This is a genomic window from Streptantibioticus cattleyicolor NRRL 8057 = DSM 46488 (assembly GCF_000240165.1).
Taxonomy (GTDB): domain Bacteria; phylum Actinomycetota; class Actinomycetes; order Streptomycetales; family Streptomycetaceae; genus Streptantibioticus; species Streptantibioticus cattleyicolor.
In genome coordinates, this window is the sequence record NC_017586.1 from 435,736 (window position 1) to 452,250 (window position 16,515).

A 16,515-nucleotide genomic window follows, 5' to 3' on the forward strand; every position below is an offset into this window, starting at 1 on the left:
GGTGTGGTGGTGCCCGGGTCACAGGCCGGCGAGGGCGGCGGCCTTGGTGAGGAGGTCTTCGTAGACCTCGGGGTGGTCGGCGTCGATGACCGGGTAGCCGACGCCGAAGTCGCCGTTGACCCAGCGGGCGGTGATACCGGGGTTGGCGCTGTCGGTGCCGTCGTGCAGGAAGATGTGCGGGCTGCAGACGACCTTGCCGTGCCGGGCGGCGCGGAACTGGGCCATGACGTCGGCGCGGGCGGAGCCGGAGTCGAGGGCGGCGGCGAGCGCGGCCACGTCCACCGCGCCGGTCGCCCCGGCCACCTCCAGGATGACGTGGCGCAGCGAGATGCACCGGTTCTCGGCCCAGAAGGCGCGGCGCAGCGCCCGGTCGAGCTGCTCGCTGGCGTGCCAGCCCTGTGCCTTGGCGGCGTGCACGGCCTCCAGCGCGGGCAGCGTGGTGACCGGATAGGCCCAGTCGGGGCCCTGCCACAGCCGCCAGCCGGCCTCGGGTTCGAGGGCGCCGAGGACCGCGATCTCGGAATCGACGCCGGGGCGGGCGTTGACCTCCTCGTTGAACAGTTCCAGTGGAAAGGCGCGGAAGTCGAACCACAGACGTCCTTCGAGGCCGAGCCGGCGGCGGGTGACGTGCAGCCGGTGGACGGCGACGTGGGCGAAGGAGCAGTTGAGGTCGGTGTGGACGGCGATGGTGTCGGGGCCGGCGGGCAGCCTGGGGTCGCTCGGGGTAGGGGTCACGACCTCTCCGATACCCGGATCAGACCCCACCAGCCCTCGCTGACCCCCCAGTGGAGGTTGCCGGTGCGGTAGAGGAGGTCGCCGGGGTGGTCGGCGCGGAAGCGGACGGTGCGGGTGGCGCCGGAGCCGAGGGCGCCGATGGTGGAGACGTGGCGGCCCAGGCCGGTCTCGGAGGCGTCCCAGACCTGGCCGTGGACGGTGAAGCACTGGTTGCGGCTGCGGGAGGCGCCGATCGCCAGGTGGATGGCGACCTCGTCACCGGCCCGGCAGTGCAGCAGCGGGGTGGGCGGGTGCGGGTCGGAGAGCACCGGGTGCAGCGGGTGCAGGGCGGCGGTGCGGTAGTTGTACGCCTTCTGCCCGGCGTCGTCGGGGCTGTCCGAGAACAGGTCGGTGACCGGCTGGGTGAGGTCGCCGTCGTGGTAGAGGCGCAGGCCGTCCTGGGTGATCAGCACCAGTTCGTGGAGGGCGGAGCGGCCGGGGCGGTGGACCACGGCCTGTTCGCCGGTCCAGCGTTCGCGTCCGGTGCGCGGGTCGCGCGGGGTGGCGTCGGCGTCCTCGACGACGAGCGCGCCGACCAGGCCGCGGCGCATGTGGCTGACGACGTCGGCGGTGTCGCGCAGCAGGCTGACGCCGGGGGTGTCGGCGTACCAGTGGTAGGTGCGGGCGCCGCCGGGTTTGACGGTGCTGTCCTCGTTGTGGCCGGCGTGGGTGCCGTCGTCGAGGCGGACGTCGTACCGCAGCAGTGTCGGATGGAGCGACACCCGGCCGGAGACGGTGCGGCTGCCCGGGTCGTCCTCGGCCATCAGTCCGGGGTCGAGGGGGCTGGCGGGCGGCGGGCCGTCGAGTTCGTTGACGAGGGTGACCTCGACCCATTCCCCGGCCCGGCAGCGCAGCACCAGCGGGCCGTCGTCCTCGGGCGCGCCGTCGACGGTGTAGACCAGGCCGTAGGGGTCGTTGCGCTGGTCGTTGTAGGTGACGGTACGGGCGCGGGCGCGGACGGTGAAGCGGCGAACGGCCTGCCGGGGCGGCAGCGGCTGGCGGCCGAGGTCGGCGGTGGGCAGCGGCGGCAGGTCGGCGGCGGGCGCGTCGTGCAGGCGCAGCAGCCCCCAGCAGCCCAGCCACAGGTCGTCGCTGGCGCAGAAGGCCCACAGGTGGTCGCCGGGGCCGAGGCCGTCGGCGACCCGTAGTTCGGCGACGTTGGAGATGCCGATGCTCAGCTCGTCGCGCCAGGCGGTGTCGGAGCGGCCGGGCCATTCGCGCCACCGTCCGCCGTGCAGGGTGAAGCTGTGCTGGAGGTCGTGGGAGCCCTGGAGGACGTGGAGCCGGACGTCCTCGCCGGGGTAGGCGCGCAGCAGCGGGGTGCCGGGGTCGCCGTGGACGTCGCTGGAGAACCAGTCGGCGGGGTCGCCGCCGCGTTCGGACAGCGGCTCGCAGCGGTAGTTGACGCCGACCACGCCCTGGTCGTCGGGGCTGCCGGGGTAGGGCGGCGGGTTGATGGGTCCCATGCCGCTCATGCCGTCGGCGGGGGCGGCCGTGGCGGGGGCGGCGTGGCCGTCGCCGTGCTGGAGGTGCTTGACCATCGGGATGAAGTCGGCGACGGCGAGGACGGCTTCGCGGTGCGCGCTGCCGTCGGGGAGCTGGATCACGGCCTGGGTGCCGCGGCGCAGTTCCCTGGTGTGGTCGTCGGGGGCCACCCAGCGGGCGCCCTCGGGTTCGGCGATCAGGGCGCCGAACAGGCCATGCCGCTGGCGGTGGTTGGCGAGCAGGTGGTCGTGGAAGAAGACGGTGCCGAAGTCCTCGTCGAGGTACCAGCGGTAGGTCCACGAGTTGTACCGGGCGAACGCCTCCTCGCCCTGGTCGGCGGTGGCGGTGCCGGACAGGTAGTTCCAGCCGATGGCGGAGCCGTCGGAGATCAGCGGGTCGTACTTGACCAGGTGGGTGTGGAGGCCGCATTCGGGCTGGAAGGGCAGCGCGGGGTCGAACGCGGTGGCCGGCTGGGGGCCGTGCGGGAGCATGTTGGTGACGGTGAACTCCAGCACCTCGCCCTTGCGGGCCCGGATGACCAGCGGCTCCAACCGGCTTTCCCCGCTCTCCAGTTGGCGCTGGAAGGCGGCGAGGCCGCCCGCCTCCTCGATCTCCTCGGCCAGCGCGAAGAAGTGGCCGCCGTGGTCGTGCCAGGTCATGGCGCCTTCACGGGTGGGGTCGCCGTGGTAGTACAGGGTGCCGGTGGCGACGACGAGGTGGAAGCGGCGTACCGGGGCGCCGGGCGGGCCGATCTTGGTGAACGCCTCGCCGGGCTGCGGGTCCGGACAGAAGGCGGCCTCCTCCAGCGGCGTCGGCGGGCGGCCCATGCCCTCGGGCTGGTGCGGGGTGCGCGGCGGGCGCGGGTTCTTCTGCGGGTAGCTGGCGGCCTGCGCCATGAAGCCGGGGAAGCCGGGGTGTTCCGGGGTGGGCCGCGGCGGCGGCGCGCGGTGCGGCAACGGGGCGAGGGCGGTGATGGGACGCCCGTCGGGGTAGCTGCCGGAGCCGTCCTGGAGGGTGTCGAAGAGCCGGAACATGCCCCACATGCCCATGTCGAAGTGGACGTACATGTGGCAGTGCCAGATGGAGTCGCCCACCGCGTGCTGGCGGGAGCCGAGGCCGCCGATCAGGTCGAGGGTCAGCCCCTCCTGCGGGCTGATGCTGACCGAGTCGACGATCGGCGAGGCCGGGTCGGCGGGGTCGGTGTGCCACTGGTGGAGGTGGGTGTGGAAGACATGGGTGTCGCGCATGCCGCCGTGCACCAGGCGGATCACCGCCGGGTCGCCGGAGTAGCCGCGCAGCACCGGGGTGGAGGGGTCGCCGAACATCCAGGAGCTGTGGTGCATCTCCTCGCCGGTCTGGGCGTCGCGCACCGGGTCGAGCTGCCCTTGCGCCAGCATCTGCTGGTACCGGTACATCCGCCATTCCATCGGCTCGATGCGGAGGTTGACCGGCAGCATGGCGTTGTTGGGCGGGGTGAGGTCGGCGAGGCTGTCGGAGCCCGGTATGCCGGGGACCCGGGACGGCCGTCCGGTGGCCGCCGCGGTCTGGGCCGGGTCGTGCGCGGCGGCGCCGGACGGCATGGACATCGGCGCGGCCATGGGCATCGGCATGCCCATCGGCGGCGGGGTCGCCGGGTTGTCGTTGCTCGGGTACTCCATCATGAAGACGACGAACTCGCGGAAGCTGCGGTCCGGCAGGTGGACGTCGGCGTAGAGGCCGGAGGCGAGCGGGTACCCGGTCTCCGGGTCGGTCCAGGTGGCCTCGGGCGCCTCGACGACCAGGCAGCCGATGAGGCCGTGGCTCTGGGTGCCCTCGCCGCGCGGGTCGGCCATGTTGCCGAAGTGGAAGACGCCCTCGTGTTCGCAGACCCACTCGTAGGTGCGGGTGCCGCCGGGCGGGACGCTGGTGTCCGGGTTGGCGCCGGCCGCCAGCCCGTCCATGGTCCTGGGGTCGTAGCGGACGCCCTGCATGGTGATGCCGACGGGGTGCGGCAGTTCGTTGGCGAGCCGGACCCGCAGGTGTTCGCCGCGGCGGGCGCGCAGCACCAGCGGCCGGGCCAGCGGGTGGGGCTGGGGCACCTGGTCGGGGTCGGTGAGGTAGTTCGGGAACGGGTTCGGCCAGGTGGCGGCGACGGCGCGCAGTTGCTCGGCGTCCTGGGCGAGGGTGTACAGGGCGCCGTCGCGGTCGTGGTCGCCGAAGGTGTTGTAGGCGATGGGCACGTGCAGCGCGACGACGTCGTAGGTGCGGGTGTGCTGCCGGGCCGGGGCCGGTGTGTCGGTGTTCACTGTGGGTGGTTCCCCCGTGTTCGGTTGCGGTGGTTCAGTTGGTGATGGGGTCGAGGTGGCGGCCGGTGCCGTGGGCGAACCGGGCCACGGTGCCGTCCTCGCCGAGGACCTGTCCGGACCAGCGGTAGGACTGCTCGAAGGTGGTGTCCGCGCCGGCCGGGCGGGAGCGGCTGAAGGAGAGCACGATCCGGTCGCCGCGGCGCACCGGCACCGGTTCGGCGATCGGCAGGTAGCAGTGCTTCCAGCTGTCGGAGGCGGTGCGCGCCGCGATGTCGTCGCCGGAGATGTCCAGGGCGACGGTGTCGGAGAGCGTCGCCACGAAGTAGCCCTTGAAGCCGGTGAGCACCCCGTCCCGGCGGGCGGTGTAGGCCAGCGCCACCTGGTAGGAGGTGCGCGGTGCGCCGTCCGGGGACTGGAGGTCGTACTGGCGCACGATCCGCGGCGCCGCCAGGTGGCGGGCGAGCGGGATCACCACGTCGTAGTAGAGGTCGAACGGGTCACGGGCGCCGCGGCGGCGCAGCAGTTCGGTGAAGCGCCGGCGGTCCGGGAGGTCCTGCGGGGCGCCGCCGCGCAGTTGGGCGTGGGCGCGTTCGGCCGCGACCGGCACCAGGTAGCTCTCCACGCGCCGGGGCAGCATGGTGCCGCCGGGGGCGAGGAAGCGGCGGTGCGCGTCGTGCAGGATCGCGGCGGCGTTCTCGTTGTCGGCGAGGTTGCCGATGGTTTCGGAGACCACGACGTCGACGCGTTCGGGGAGTTCGGTGTCGAAGGAGAGTCCGTGCACCGGTATGAAGCGGGTGGCGTCGTAGCCGGCCGCGGCCAGGCGCCGGGTGGCGGTGCGCAGTACGTCTTCGCCGAGGTCGAGGCCGTAGACCCGGGCGGCGCCGGCCTCCAGCGCCCAGCGGGCCAGGATGCCGGTGCCGGTGCCCAGGTCGAGCACCCGGTCGCCGGGGCGGACGGTCTCGGTGATCGCGGTCCGGAAGGCGTTCATGCGCAGCGTGTCGCCGAGCATCAGGTCGTGGAAGCCCTCGTCCCAGGCGAGGAGCCCTTCGGAGGCGGGCAGCCAGACCTGTTCGGGGTGGTGGCCGGCGGGTGCGGTGCCGCCGGTGCTCGTTCCGGCCGGGGTGGTCAACGCGCTTCTCCTTCCGGGGTCGCGGGCGCCGGGGCGCCGTCGGGGGCGTCGTCGCACCGCCCAACGGCCAGCGGCTCGGTGGCCGGGCCGGTCACCGGGCGGCCGGTGGCCAGCTCGAAGGAGCTGTGGTGGAGCGGGCAGGTGATGCGCAGCGACCGGGCGTTGACGTAGCCGTGCACCAGGCGGCCCTTGCGGTGCGGGCAGGCGGCGTCGATCAGGAAGCGGCATCCGGCGACGGTCACCTCGACCTGCCGGCCGTCGGCGGTCTCCCGCAGTTCGGCGTTCACCGCGTCACCTCCGCCCGGGCGCGGGTGACGGCGGTGTCGAAGGCGGTGCCGATCAGGTCGGACAGCAGCAGGGCGCCGATCCACACCTTGGTGGCGTCCAGGCCGTGCGCCGCATCGTACTCGCGGATGGCGAGCTGCATCTCCTGGCGGTGGAAGGTGTCGATGTGCAGGTGCTCGGTGTAGTAGCGGCTGTTGGTGACGCCGAGGCGCCGGCACGCCTCGGCCTGGACGGTGAACGCCTGCGGGATGGACGCCTCCAGGTAGGCGAGGGCGCCGAGGAAGTACTCGACGGTGGGGGCGCGTTGGGTGAGCCAGTAGAAGACGTCGAGGAAGGCGTAGGTCTCCTCGGTGGTGGTGTCGATGAAGGCGTCCAGGTGCTGCGGGAGTCCGAGTTCACCGAGCAGGTCGAGGTAGAGCCTGGAGTGGGCCTGCTGGAGGTTGCCGCAGCCGAACTCGTCGATCAGGACGCGCATCACGGCCATCTGCGCCCTGATCGGCAGCCGGGGCACGGCCGGGAAGAAGTTCTGCGCCTCGGTCAGCCCGTCGAGGGCGAACTGCCGTACCACGGAGGTGAATTCCGCGCGGCTCGCCTTCTCGGCCAGGTAGCGTCCGGTCCCGGTGCCCTTGGCCTCCTCGGCGAGCAGGGCGTCGAGCGCCTCGATCCAGTCGGCGCGGGAGGAAAGGGCCGGGGTGCGGGCGGTCAGGTCGGCCACCTTGGGCCGTATCCATCCGTCCTCCAGCTCCTCGATGGCGCGGACGGTACGGGCGGTGGGCAGTGAACGGTTGTGCAGGAAGAGGCGTTTGAGGGGGGCGTTTGCCGGCCCGTGGCCGGCCGGGCGGTCCGCCGGTGGGGTGGTCGCCGTGGTCATACGGGCGTTCCTTCCGGGCATCCGGGGTCGACGGTGGCGTCGCTGGTCAGGATCGAGCGGCGGCGCAGTTCGGACTTGACCGCCCGGTACCAGTCGGGGCGGTCCAGGCCGTGGCGGGCGCAGGCGGCGGCGAGTTCGGCGGCCCGCTCGGCGCAGGGCGCCCGGTACATCGCGGCGCACAGCCCGGGTTCGAGGTTGGCCAGCGCCATGACGTACCCGTCGACGCCGGGTGTGCTCGTCACCAGGTGTTCCAGTCCTTGGAGTACGCCGACGCCGGGCCGGGCCGCGATGAGCCGGCGGGTGGCGAGCGGGTCGCCGGCCGAGTCCTTGACGGCCACCACGGACGGCAGCCGGCAGATGCGCAGCAGGGTGTCGAAGGCGATGGTGTTCCGCGAGATCTCCGACTCGTGGTAGACGACCACCGGCAGCCCCGAGGCGTCGGCGATCCGCGCGTAGTGGCGGTACATCTCGTCCTGGGAGACGTCCGCCCCGTAGGGGGTGGTCGCCGCCACGGCGCGGGCGCCGAGCCGGGCGGCGGCGCGGGCCCGGCGGACGGTCCCGTGCGTGGTGGCCACCTCGATCCCGGCGAGCACCGGCAGCCCGTCGGCGCAGCCCACCGTGGCCTCCACCATGTCGTGCCACTGCCGGTCCGACAGCGCCCACCCCTCGCCGGTGCTGAGCGCCGGCAGCAGGGCGTCCACATGGGGGCGCACCGATGCCACCAGCCGTGCGACGTCCCGGCGGCCGACCTCACCGGCGCCGGTGAGCGGTGTCACCAGGGCGACGGTCACTCCGTGGAACACCGCTGCCCCCTCCCCCAGGTGCCGGGGCCGGCCGCCGGCGCGGTCACAGCTGGGCCGCCGTGACGCGCAGCGCGAGTGAGACCTGGTAGAGCCGTTCCAGCGGTTCCGGGAACGACGGTTCGTACGCGGGCCGGGCGGGCGCGACCACGGGCAGCCCGGGGTGGGCGAGCAGCCGGGGGCTGACGGTGTGCAGCACGCCTTGGCGGTGGCCGACCATGGCGATCAGCAGCCGTTCGTGGCCGGGCAGTTCGGCCGGTTCCGGGGCGCCGTCCAGGGCGTGCCGCACGTCCGCGAGGTCGTAGCCGCAGCGGTCGACGCGCATGTCGGTGTGGAGGTTGTCCATGAACGGGTAGTAGGCGTCCTGGACATGGCGGGGAAAGCCCCACACCAGGTCGTCGCAGCGGCCCACCTGTTCCAGGCTCATGGCCACCCGGTCGTGCAGGCGCCCGACGAAGAACGCCTTGCAGGCGATGCGCACGGCGTCGTCCGTGCTGTGCATCCCCATGAACAGCGCGGCGTCGACGAAGGCCCGCGGCCCTTCGCGGTCAGCGGCCATGGCGGTCGAGCACCTGCCGGGTGAGCGCCATGGCGTCGGCGAACATCTCCGGTTCGCGGGCGAGCGCCATCCGGACGTAGGCGTCGCCCTTGCTCGGCTCGCTCCAGTAGAAGTAGCGGCCGGGCAGGACGTAGACGCCGTCCGCGCTGAGCAGGCGGTGCACGTCGGTGGCGGTCAGCTCGGGGTGGTCGACGCGGAACCAGGCGACGCTGACCTTCACCACCGGTTCCTGGTATTCCAGGATCGAGCCGTCCAGCGTCTTGCGCGCGCACTCGCGGTTGCGGGTGAGCACCTCGCGCACCGAGGCCAGGCGGTCGGCCGCGGAGTCCCGCACGTACTGGGTCAGCATGTTGAGGACGAACGGCGAGACGTTGAGCAGCACGCTGGTGTGGAGGTTGTAGACGGTCTCCCAGATGTCGTCGCTCGCGGTGATCAGGGCGCACTTGGCGTCCTGCACGGGCCAGGTCTTGCCGGTGTCCTCGATGGCCAGGTACCGCACGCCGGAGTTCTCCAGCAGCTCGTACATGTCGAACCTGGCGAGTTCCGGTTCGAAGAGCGTGAAGGAGGCGAAGCAGAAGTCGATCAGGAGGAGCTTGTCGTGGTCCTTGCAGAACCGGACGACTTCCTCGAACCCCTTGCGGCCGTGGCGCAGCAGGCTGAAACCGGTCGGGTTGTTGGGGTCCACCAGGAACAACGCGTCGGTGCGGACCCGTCGTTCCAGTTCCGGGTAGATGCGGTCGACGTCGTAGAACACCGATTCGTCGATCGGATACAGCGGGACGTCCATGTTGGCGAGGACGTCGTACAGATTGTCGAAGCACGGTTCGATCAAGGTGACCGCCAGGCGTTCCTTCTTGAGGAACATTCCGGCGACCATGGTGGAGATCGACGCGGCGTACGACAGCATGGTCTTGTTCTTGACCAGCGCGGTGGGTTGCCGGTGGAGCTGGAAGAACGCCTCGGTGAAGCGTTTTTCGTAGGTGGCCTGAAGACCTTCTTCCGCTTCGTACCACAATTGCGGAAGGCGGGAGACGATGGACTGCTGGCTGGCCGACTGGCGCTGGTGGGTGTGGGCGTCGGCGAGGTTGTACTTCATGGTCAGCGCCTGGATCTCGTGCTGCGTCAGGTCGAGCAGCGGTGCGCCGGGGCCGGGGTCGCTTGCGGGTGCATGGGTTCCTCCGGTCGTGCGGGTCGTTGGCTTCGGGTCGCCTGCTGGTCGCGGACGGCGGGAGGGTCCGGGCAGCGGGGCGCGGGCGTGGCTGTGGCAGGACGTGGCGGACCGGCGCGCGGGCGGGCGGCGTCCCCGAGGGCGTGCGGGAGGACGCCGTTCACCTGGCGCGCGACGGGTGACGGGAATCGGGCGGCGCGGTGGCCGCCGCCCGCCGGCCGGCGGTGCGGGCCGGCGGACGGACGTGCCGGTGCGCGGCCTGGGCGGGCCGGGGCCGTGGGCGCGGGCCGGGGCGCCGAGCGGCGTCGCGGGCCTCAGCGGCGCGCCGGGACGCGGCCGACGGCGCGGGCGGCTCGCGGTCCGGCCGCGTGGCGCGGCCGGCCGCCGGCCTCTCGGATCAGGTGGAAGCCTCCACCGGGAGGCCGGCGGCCACCCAGTCCTGAATGCCTTCGCGGTATTTCAGCACGTTGGTGTATCCGAGCGCGGTGAGCTTGTTGGCGACCGCCTGGCTGGTGCCGCAGGCGGCGTTGGTGCAATAGACCACGATGATCGCGGAGATGTCCGGAAGCAATTCCGCCGCTTTCTCCGTGACGTCGTCGTACGTCAGGTTGAGGGCGCCGGGCAGGTGCTGTTGCGCGTAGTAGGCGGGCGGCAGGGTGTCCACCACGGTGACTTTCCCCGCGTTGATCGCTTCATCCAGATCAGCACGGCTGATCGGTGCAGTCATGAGGTCCTCCCCCGTATACGGACCCTGTTTCCTCGACGGACTATAGCCATCGCCCGGACGGCGGGCAAGGAGCAAAATTACGTGCCGTCAGCACCGTTCACGATGCTCTCGGCATATGCACAGCCGGAGTCGTGGTCGCCGTTTGTGAATCACGGGGCGGCGTCGTGCCGGTCGCGCGCATCACGCGTGCGGAGTTCGACCGGGCGGTATTCCGCATTTCCGGTGGTGGGGCCGTCCAACGCCCATTGCCGGACCGGCCCGTGGGGTTTCACCCGCGGGACGGCCCGGTGGCGGACGCGGCGAAGAGTGCCCCGGCGCGGCGGCACCGGGGCACTTGGTGATGTGAAGACAGCTTCACCCGCGCCGCCGGGGCCTGGCGGAACCGTGAGCGACGCGCGGGTTGCCTCAGCTTTGCCGGATGGTTTCCAGATCCAGGGTCAGCTCGATCTCCTTGGAGACCAGGATGCCCCCGGCCTCCAGCGCCATGTTCCAGGTAAGACCCCAGTCCTCCCGGTTGATCTTGCCGTGGGCGGAGAAGACGGCACGGTCGTTGTCCCACGGGTCCCGGGCGTAGCCGAGGTAGTCCACGGCAAGAGTCACCGAGCGGGTGACGTCCTTGATCGTGAGGTCCCCGACCAGCGTGCCACTGGTGCCGTCCCAGGTCACCGAGGTCGAGGCGAAGGTGGCACGCGGGTATTTGGCCACGTCGAAGAAGTCGGCGGAGCGCAGGTGGTCGTCGCGGGTGCCGTCCCCGCTGTCCACGCTGGCCATGTCGATGACGGCGGTCACCCGGCTGTCCTCGGGGCGCTCGCCGATCTCCACGGCGGCGTCCACCCCCGTGAACCGGCCGCGCACCTTGGTCAGCATGAAGTGGCGGCCGACGAAGCCGACTTCGGTGTGACCGGCGTCCACCTTCCACGTACCGGCGGCGGGCAGATCGACTCCGCCGATGGTGCGGGTGGGTGCGATGTCACTGCTCATGTGGTCCCCCTCGGGTGATCCCGTTTCGTGGTTCCGCCGGTCTCAGGCGCCGGCGCCGGACTCGGTCGGCAGGCCGGCGCCGATCCAGTCGTCCTTGCCCTCGTCGTACTCGTAGACGTTGGTGTAACCCAGCTCGTCCAGGCGGCGGGCGGCGATGCCCGAGTTCTGGCAGGGCGAGTTGGCGCAGTAGACGATGACCTCGGCGGCCTTGTCCGGGATCAGCTCGGGCGCCAGCTTGTCCACCTCGTCGTGCGGCAGGTTGAGCGCGCCCGGCAGGTGGGCCTGCTCGTAGTAGGAGGCCGGCAGCGCCTCGACCACGGTGACCTTGCCACCGTCGATCTTCCGCTTGACCTCGTCACGGGTGATGCGACGAACCATGTCGGTGTGCCCTTCCTCAATGCGGTGTGTGCGTCTGCACACACTTTAATAGATGCGTGCGGACGCACACAAGTGCACGTACACTTCCCCTGTGAGCAGCCATGATGGGGACGAGGTCCGACTGCAAGCCTGGCGAGCGCTGCTGCTCGCCCACAACGCGGCCGTCCGCGCGATCGAGAACGACGTGCAGCGCGAGGGGCGCATCCCGCTGACGTGGTACGACGTCCTGCTCGAACTCGACGGGGCGGGCCTGCGGGGTCTGCGCATGCAGGAGCTGGCCCAGCGGGTGGTGCTCAGCCGCACCCGGGTGAGCCGGCTGGTCGACGAGATGGTGCGGGCCGGGCTGGTCGCCAAGAAGCCCGACGCCACGGACAAGCGGGTGGTGTGGGCGGTCGTCACCGACGACGGCCGCAAGGCGCTGCGCGACACCGCGCCCGCCTATCTGCGCGGCATCCACCGCCACTTCGGCTCCCACCTCACCGAGGACGAATGCGCGGTGCTGGCCGAAGCGCTGCTCAAGGTGGCCCACGGCGGCGAACGGCTCGACTGGCGCTGACGGCGCCACGACCGGCCGCCCCGCCACGGAATCTTTCCCGCGGTCCACGGGTTCCCGGCAAGGACGGCCCATCCACACACGGCCCATCCACTCAAGGAGCGATCACATGTACGGCGATCCGGCGACCATCCGCGAGATCCTCACCGAGCTGGGCGACACCTGGGCGGTCGTGGGGCTCTCCGCCAACCGCGACCGGGCCGCCTACGGCGTCGCCGAGGTGCTGCGACGCCACGGCAAGCGCGTCGTGCCGGTGCACCCCAGGGCGGAGACGGTCCACGGCGAGCAGGGATACCCCTCGCTGGCCGCGATCCCGTTCCCGGTCGACGTGGTGGACGTCTTCGTCAACAGCCGCCTGGCCGGCCCGGTCGCCGACGAGGCGGTGGCCATCGGCGCCAAGGCCGTCTGGTTCCAGCTCGGCGTGGTCGACGAGGCGGCGTACCACCGCACCCGTGACGCCGGGCTGGCGATGGTCATGGACCGCTGCCCCGCCATCGAACTGCCGCGGCTGGGGTGACCGCGGCGGCGCCGTGGCGGTGCGTTAGCGTCCCGGCATGATCGTTGTACGGAAGGCGGGCCCGCGGGACGCCGCCGAACTGGTGCGGCTGCGCCGCCTGATGTTTCAGGCCATGAGGGGCGAGGACCGGCCGGGCGACTGGGAGGAGACCGCCCGGGAGCTGACGATACGTCAGCTTTCCGCGTCCTCCCCGAGGTTGGGGGCGTTCGTGGTCGACGGCGACGGGCCGGGCGGCCGGCTGGCGGCGTGCGCGGTGGGGACGGTGGAGCAGCGCCTGCCGGCCCCGGGGCATCCGACCGGACGGTTCGGCTTCGTCTTCAACGTCTGCACGGATCACGGGTACCGGGGCCGTGGCTACGCGCGGGCGGTCACCGAGGCGTTGCTCGACTGGTTCGCCGGACAGGGGGTGACGCGGGTCGATCTGCACGCCACCACGGACGCCGAACACCTCTACCGCGCGCTGGGGTTCGCCGAGCACTCCATGGCGCTCTCGCTCGACGTGTCGGGCCGGACGGCCGGCTGAGTCAGCCGCCGAGCCCGTCCAGCACCACCGCCCCCGGCAACGTGGCCAGCGCCTTCCCCGGCACCAGCAGCTTGCCGCGCCGCCGGCCGCTGCCGATCACCACGTAGGGGGTGTCCACCACGGCCGCGTCCACCAGGAGCGGCCACCCCTCGGGCAGCCCGATCGGGGAGATGCCGCCGTATTCCATGCCGGTGCGCTCGACCGCGGTCTCCATCGGGGCGAACGATGCCTTGCGGGCGCCGAGCCGGCGGCGCACCACCCCGTTGACGTCGGCCCGGGTGTGGGCGAGGACGACGCAGGCGGCGAGGGTGACCTCCTGGCCGCGCTTGCCGGCCACCACCACGCAGTTGGCCGAGTTCTCCGGGGGCACCCCGTAGACCTCGCCGAAGACCGCGGTGTCGGCGTGGTCCGGATCGGTGTCCACGTGGAGCAACTGCTCGATGGGGACCGGCCCGGACCAGGCGCGCAGCGCGGCGGCGACCGGAGGGGCGAGCAGATCGAGGTGGCCGACGGCAGGTGGTGCCGCGTCGAAGCGGCCGATCGGTGCACTCATGGCCGCGAGCCTAGCGCCGCGTCGGCCAGGGTCCGCCCGTCAAGGAGCGGCGTCCGGTGCGGTGCGTCGCAAGGCGCCGGACCGGCCTCGCTCCCCCTGCGCGGTCGGCCCGGCAACGCCGCGAGGCGCCGTACCGGGCGTCGCGAGGGGGCGAACCCGGCTGACGCGGCACGGCACCTCATGGCATCGCCGGACCGACCGCGCGGGGGCGGCTCGGCGGCCGACCCGCTGCCTTGCGACGCACCGCACCGGCCCGCCGGGCGCCCCGCCCGACCACCGCGTCCACCGGACGCGTCACGCCTCCGGGCCGGCCTGCCGCAGCTCGTCGCGGACCGGCTCGGCGAGCGCGGCCGGGGGCACCGGGGCCGCGTCACGCAGCGGCGGCTGCCAGCCGAGTTCGGGGTCGAGCCGCCGGACGATGCGGGCCGGGGCTCCCGCCACCACCGCGTGGTCGGGGACCTCGCCGCGGACCACCGAGCCGGCCGCGACGACCACGTTGCGGCCGAGCCGGGCGCCGGGAAGGATCACCGCGCCGGTGCCCAGCCAGCTTCCCGAGCCGATGGCGACCGGGGCGCTGCGCGGCCACTGCTTGCCTATCGGCTGGTGCGGGTCGTCGTAGGAGTGGTTGTCGGTGGTGACGTAGACGTTGGGGCCGCAGTAGACCTCGTCCCCGAAGACCACCGGCTGGGAGGCGATGACGTGGCTGCCGCGGCCGAGGACGACGCCGTTGCCGAGCCGGATCACCGGATCCGGGCCGAACTCCTGCCCGGGCATCAGGCCCACCGTCATCGTCACCTGCTGGGCGATGATGCAGCAGTCCCCGAGGTGGATCCAGCGCTCGCCGAAGATGGTGCCCTGCGGGTAGGCCAGCCGGGTGCCCGCACCGATCCTGCCGAACCGGTACGGACCGGGGCATTCGGCGCTGACCGCGCCCGCCTCGCGTATCCAGCGGGCGCCCCGGTGGACCAGGTGCGACACGGCGCGTCGCCGCACCGCCGCGAGGGATGAGAACACGTTTCTGTTCTTCGGCACCCGCACACCGTACCGACGCCCCGGCCCCCCGGTCGGCCCGCGCCGGTGTGATCCTCGCCGCGACGGCGCCCCGGCGCGCCCCGGGGGGTACGTCAGGCGGACGCCTGGCGGACCAGGCAGAAGGGGTGGCCGGCCGGGTCGGCGTAGACCCGCCAGCCACGGCCCGGGGGGCCGGGGTCGAGGAGGCGGGCGCCGGCGGCCAGGGCGTCGCGTTCGGCCGCGTCGAGGTCGGGGACGCCGAGGTCGAGGTGGAGCTGCTGCGGGTGGTCCGGGTCGGGCCAGCGCGGCGGACGGTGGTCGGCCGCGCGCTGGAAGGCGAGCACCGGTCCGCCCGGCGGGTGGAGCGTCATCCAGTCCGCGTCGAGCGTCCAGCGGTCGGGGCGGTTGATCTCCCCGCCGAGCAGCGCCTGGTAGAAGCGGGCGAGGGCGGCCGGGTCGGGCAGTCGAGGGCGACGCACTGCACCTGGGCGATCATGTCGGCTCCTTGGGGTCGGCGTGGATGGTCTCAGTCGTGCAGCGCGGCGCGGTGGGCCTTGGCCAGTTCCCGGTACATCGCCGCGTTGACCTTGATGCCTTCGCGTTCCTCCTCGGTCAGTTCCCGCTTGACCTTGGCCGGGACGCCGGCGACCAGGGAGCCCGGCGGCACCCGCATGCCCTGCGGCACCAGCGCCTGGGCGGCGACCAGCGAACCCGCCCCGATGTGGGCGCCGTTGAGCACGGTGGCGCCCATGCCGATCAGCACGTCGTCCTCGACGGTGCAGCCGTGCAGCACGGCGTTGTGGCCGACCGAGACCCGCTCCCCCACGGTGACCGGGAACCCGGGGTCGACGTGGACGGTGCAGTTGTCCTGGACGTTGCTGTCGGCGCCGAGGACGATCGGGCCGCAGTCGGCGCGCAGCACGGTGTGGTACCAGACGCTCGCGCCCGCGGCCAGGGTGACGTCGCCGAGCACCACGCTGGTGGGCGCGGTGAACGCGGCCGGGTCGACGGACGGGGTGGCCCCGGCCACCCCGGCGATCAGCGGTCGGGTCATGTCGGTTCCTGCCCCTTCTCCCCGCGGCGCCGGGCGGGCGCCGCTCCCGGCCGCCGGCGGGCGCCGGCGGTCACGTCCGGACCCGCGCTCAGCCGCCGATCGGCGCCCGGGGCTCCCCGCCGGCCGGCTGCTCCGCCTCGGCCCGGCGCTGCTTGGCCTTGGCGCGGCGGCGCAGCACCAGGAAGGCGACGACCGCGAGGACCACGACGCCGGCCAGGGCCACGTACGAGACGTTCTTCAGCCACTTCTCGGCGACCATGCCGACGTAGTAGACGGCGGCCGTGGTGCCGCCGGCCCAGGTGACGCCGCCGAGGACGTTGGCGATGAGGAACTTCCAGTACGGCATGCGCAGCACACCGGCGAGCGGGCCGGCGAAGATCCGCAGGAAGGCGATGAACCGGCCGAAGAAGACCGCCCACATCCCCCAGCGCCGGAACGACGACTCCGCCTTCTCGATGTGTTCCGGCCCGAAGTGCTTGGGGAATCTCCGTCCCAGCCGGGCGAAGAGCGACTTGCCGTACCGGCGGCCGATGGAGTAGCCGATCGAGTCGCCGATCACCGCGCCGACCACCGCGCACGCGCCGACCAGCACCGGGTCCACCACGTGCTGGGAAGCCAGCAGCGCCGCGCTGACCAGGACGATCTCGCCGGGCAGCGGGATGCCCAGGCTCTCCACCCCGATCACGGCGCCCACCAGCAGGTAGACGGTGATCGGCGGGATGTGCTGGAGCCATTCCTGGATGTGCACAGCGGCTTCCTCCCCTGGGCGCGCACGGCCGTCGTGCCGGTTGCGGATCACGGGAAGCCTAAGCGACCGGCACCGCGTTGACGAAAAGCCCGGCGCCCGCGCACCCCCGGCGGC

General features: G+C 72.6%; 19 protein-coding genes. 3 read left to right on the forward strand and 16 right to left on the reverse strand.

The genetic code is table 11. The features are described 5' to 3' along the window. Nucleotides 1–18 precede the first annotated feature (18 nt). From SCATT_RS01755 to SCATT_RS01805, 11 genes are all read right to left on the reverse strand, one after another. A complete protein-coding gene (locus tag SCATT_RS01755; protein WP_014141154.1) occupies nucleotides 19–735 on the reverse strand; it encodes a DsbA family oxidoreductase in 717 nt (238 codons plus the stop codon). Further along, nucleotides 732–4,544, reverse strand: coding sequence for a multicopper oxidase domain-containing protein (locus SCATT_RS01760; RefSeq protein ID WP_014141155.1), 3,813 nt, complete (start codon nucleotides 4,542–4,544; stop codon nucleotides 732–734). The genes SCATT_RS01755 and SCATT_RS01760 overlap by 4 nt, the downstream gene beginning before the upstream one ends. Before the next feature lie 34 nt (nucleotides 4,545–4,578). Next, on the reverse strand, nucleotides 4,579–5,673 hold the full coding sequence (locus SCATT_RS01765; protein WP_014627306.1) for a methyltransferase domain-containing protein: 1,095 nt from the start codon (nucleotides 5,671–5,673) through the stop codon (nucleotides 4,579–4,581). After that, nucleotides 5,670–5,960, reverse strand: coding sequence for a Rieske (2Fe-2S) protein (locus tag SCATT_RS37645; RefSeq protein ID WP_014141157.1), 291 nt, complete (start codon nucleotides 5,958–5,960; stop codon nucleotides 5,670–5,672). The genes SCATT_RS01765 and SCATT_RS37645 overlap by 4 nt, the downstream gene beginning before the upstream one ends. Further along, nucleotides 5,957–6,829, reverse strand: coding sequence for an iron-containing redox enzyme family protein (locus tag SCATT_RS01775; protein WP_014627307.1), 873 nt, complete (start codon nucleotides 6,827–6,829; stop codon nucleotides 5,957–5,959). Before SCATT_RS01775 ends, SCATT_RS37645 begins: the two co-directional genes overlap by 4 nt. After that, the gene (locus SCATT_RS01780; protein ID WP_014141159.1) at nucleotides 6,826–7,632 is read right to left on the reverse strand and encodes a dihydrodipicolinate synthase family protein; all 807 of its coding nucleotides are present in this window, start codon (nucleotides 7,630–7,632) and stop codon (nucleotides 6,826–6,828) included. The genes SCATT_RS01775 and SCATT_RS01780 overlap by 4 nt, the downstream gene beginning before the upstream one ends. A 43-nt stretch (nucleotides 7,633–7,675) precedes the next feature. Further along, nucleotides 7,676–8,188, reverse strand: coding sequence for a DUF6190 family protein (locus tag SCATT_RS01785; protein ID WP_014141160.1), 513 nt, complete (start codon nucleotides 8,186–8,188; stop codon nucleotides 7,676–7,678). After that, nucleotides 8,178–9,284 carry an aminotransferase class I/II-fold pyridoxal phosphate-dependent enzyme gene (locus SCATT_RS01790; protein WP_014627308.1) on the reverse strand — a complete coding sequence of 369 codons (1,107 nt, stop codon included), beginning with the start codon at nucleotides 9,282–9,284 and terminating at the stop codon, nucleotides 8,178–8,180. The genes SCATT_RS01785 and SCATT_RS01790 overlap by 11 nt, the downstream gene beginning before the upstream one ends. Nucleotides 9,285–9,753: 469 nt before the next feature. Next, nucleotides 9,754–10,083: a rhodanese-like domain-containing protein gene (locus SCATT_RS01795; RefSeq protein WP_014141162.1), complete on the reverse strand. Its 330-nt coding sequence runs from the start codon at nucleotides 10,081–10,083 to the stop codon at nucleotides 9,754–9,756. 405 nt (nucleotides 10,084–10,488) lie between these two features. Beyond that, nucleotides 10,489–11,064 carry a YceI family protein gene (locus SCATT_RS01800; protein WP_014141164.1) on the reverse strand — a complete coding sequence of 192 codons (576 nt, stop codon included), beginning with the start codon at nucleotides 11,062–11,064 and terminating at the stop codon, nucleotides 10,489–10,491. Between the two features lie 42 nt (nucleotides 11,065–11,106). Then, nucleotides 11,107–11,442, reverse strand: coding sequence for a rhodanese-like domain-containing protein (locus tag SCATT_RS01805; RefSeq protein WP_014141165.1), 336 nt, complete (start codon nucleotides 11,440–11,442; stop codon nucleotides 11,107–11,109). Nucleotides 11,443–11,533: 91 nt separating this feature from the next. On the opposite strand from SCATT_RS01805, the gene SCATT_RS01810 reads away from it, so the two are divergent. The 3 genes from SCATT_RS01810 to SCATT_RS01820 all read left to right on the forward strand — a co-directional run bounded on the left by SCATT_RS01810 (nucleotide 11,534) and on the right by SCATT_RS01820 (nucleotide 13,035). Continuing rightward, nucleotides 11,534–11,998: a MarR family winged helix-turn-helix transcriptional regulator gene (locus tag SCATT_RS01810; RefSeq protein WP_014141166.1), complete on the forward strand. Its 465-nt coding sequence runs from the start codon at nucleotides 11,534–11,536 to the stop codon at nucleotides 11,996–11,998. Nucleotides 11,999–12,104: 106 nt separating this feature from the next. Beyond that, nucleotides 12,105–12,512 (forward strand): CoA-binding protein, encoded by a 408-nt coding sequence (locus SCATT_RS01815; RefSeq protein ID WP_014141167.1) that lies wholly within the window; start codon nucleotides 12,105–12,107, stop codon nucleotides 12,510–12,512. Between the two features lie 37 nt (nucleotides 12,513–12,549). Next, nucleotides 12,550–13,035: a GNAT family N-acetyltransferase gene (locus tag SCATT_RS01820; protein WP_014141168.1), complete on the forward strand. Its 486-nt coding sequence runs from the start codon at nucleotides 12,550–12,552 to the stop codon at nucleotides 13,033–13,035. A gap of 1 nt (nucleotide 13,036) precedes the next feature. On the opposite strand, the gene SCATT_RS01825 is transcribed toward SCATT_RS01820, so the two are convergent. The 5 genes from SCATT_RS01825 to SCATT_RS01845 form a co-directional block, all read right to left on the reverse strand. After that, a complete protein-coding gene (locus tag SCATT_RS01825) occupies nucleotides 13,037–13,588 on the reverse strand; it encodes a YbaK/EbsC family protein (protein ID WP_014141169.1) in 552 nt (183 codons plus the stop codon). 294 nt (nucleotides 13,589–13,882) lie between these two features. Continuing rightward, a complete protein-coding gene (locus SCATT_RS01830; RefSeq protein ID WP_042507548.1) occupies nucleotides 13,883–14,620 on the reverse strand; it encodes an acyltransferase in 738 nt (245 codons plus the stop codon). Nucleotides 14,621–14,712: 92 nt separating this feature from the next. After that, nucleotides 14,713–15,078, reverse strand: coding sequence for a VOC family protein (locus SCATT_RS01835; RefSeq protein ID WP_014141171.1), 366 nt, complete (start codon nucleotides 15,076–15,078; stop codon nucleotides 14,713–14,715). Nucleotides 15,079–15,125: 47 nt separating this feature from the next. Then, on the reverse strand, nucleotides 15,126–15,653 hold the full coding sequence (locus tag SCATT_RS01840) for a gamma carbonic anhydrase family protein (protein ID WP_014141172.1): 528 nt from the start codon (nucleotides 15,651–15,653) through the stop codon (nucleotides 15,126–15,128). An 88-nt stretch (nucleotides 15,654–15,741) separates the two neighbouring features. Then, nucleotides 15,742–16,401 carry a DedA family protein gene (locus SCATT_RS01845; protein WP_014141173.1) on the reverse strand — a complete coding sequence of 220 codons (660 nt, stop codon included), beginning with the start codon at nucleotides 16,399–16,401 and terminating at the stop codon, nucleotides 15,742–15,744. Between the last annotated feature and the right edge of the window lie 114 nt (nucleotides 16,402–16,515).

What these genes read in the sequence shown, in the direction of transcription:
- SCATT_RS01795 (WP_014141162.1), bottom strand. Translation starts at nt 10,083, where the DNA reads ATGACTGCACCGATCAGCCGTGCTGATCTGGATGAAGCGATCAACGCG.
- SCATT_RS01805 (WP_014141165.1), bottom strand. Translation starts at nt 11,442, where the DNA reads ATGGTTCGTCGCATCACCCGTGACGAGGTCAAGCGGAAGATCGACGGT.
- SCATT_RS01815 (WP_014141167.1), top strand. Translation starts at nt 12,105, where the DNA reads ATGTACGGCGATCCGGCGACCATCCGCGAGATCCTCACCGAGCTGGGC.
- SCATT_RS01840 (WP_014141172.1), bottom strand. Translation starts at nt 15,653, where the DNA reads ATGACCCGACCGCTGATCGCCGGGGTGGCCGGGGCCACCCCGTCCGTC.
- SCATT_RS01785 (WP_014141160.1), bottom strand. Translation starts at nt 8,188, where the DNA reads ATGGCCGCTGACCGCGAAGGGCCGCGGGCCTTCGTCGACGCCGCGCTG.
- SCATT_RS01825 (WP_014141169.1), bottom strand. Translation starts at nt 13,588, where the DNA reads ATGAGTGCACCGATCGGCCGCTTCGACGCGGCACCACCTGCCGTCGGC.
- SCATT_RS01820 (WP_014141168.1), top strand. Translation starts at nt 12,550, where the DNA reads ATGATCGTTGTACGGAAGGCGGGCCCGCGGGACGCCGCCGAACTGGTG.
- SCATT_RS01790 (WP_014627308.1), bottom strand. Translation starts at nt 9,284, where the DNA reads ATGAAGTACAACCTCGCCGACGCCCACACCCACCAGCGCCAGTCGGCC.
- SCATT_RS01800 (WP_014141164.1), bottom strand. Translation starts at nt 11,064, where the DNA reads ATGAGCAGTGACATCGCACCCACCCGCACCATCGGCGGAGTCGATCTG.
- SCATT_RS01775 (WP_014627307.1), bottom strand. Translation starts at nt 6,829, where the DNA reads ATGACCACGGCGACCACCCCACCGGCGGACCGCCCGGCCGGCCACGGG.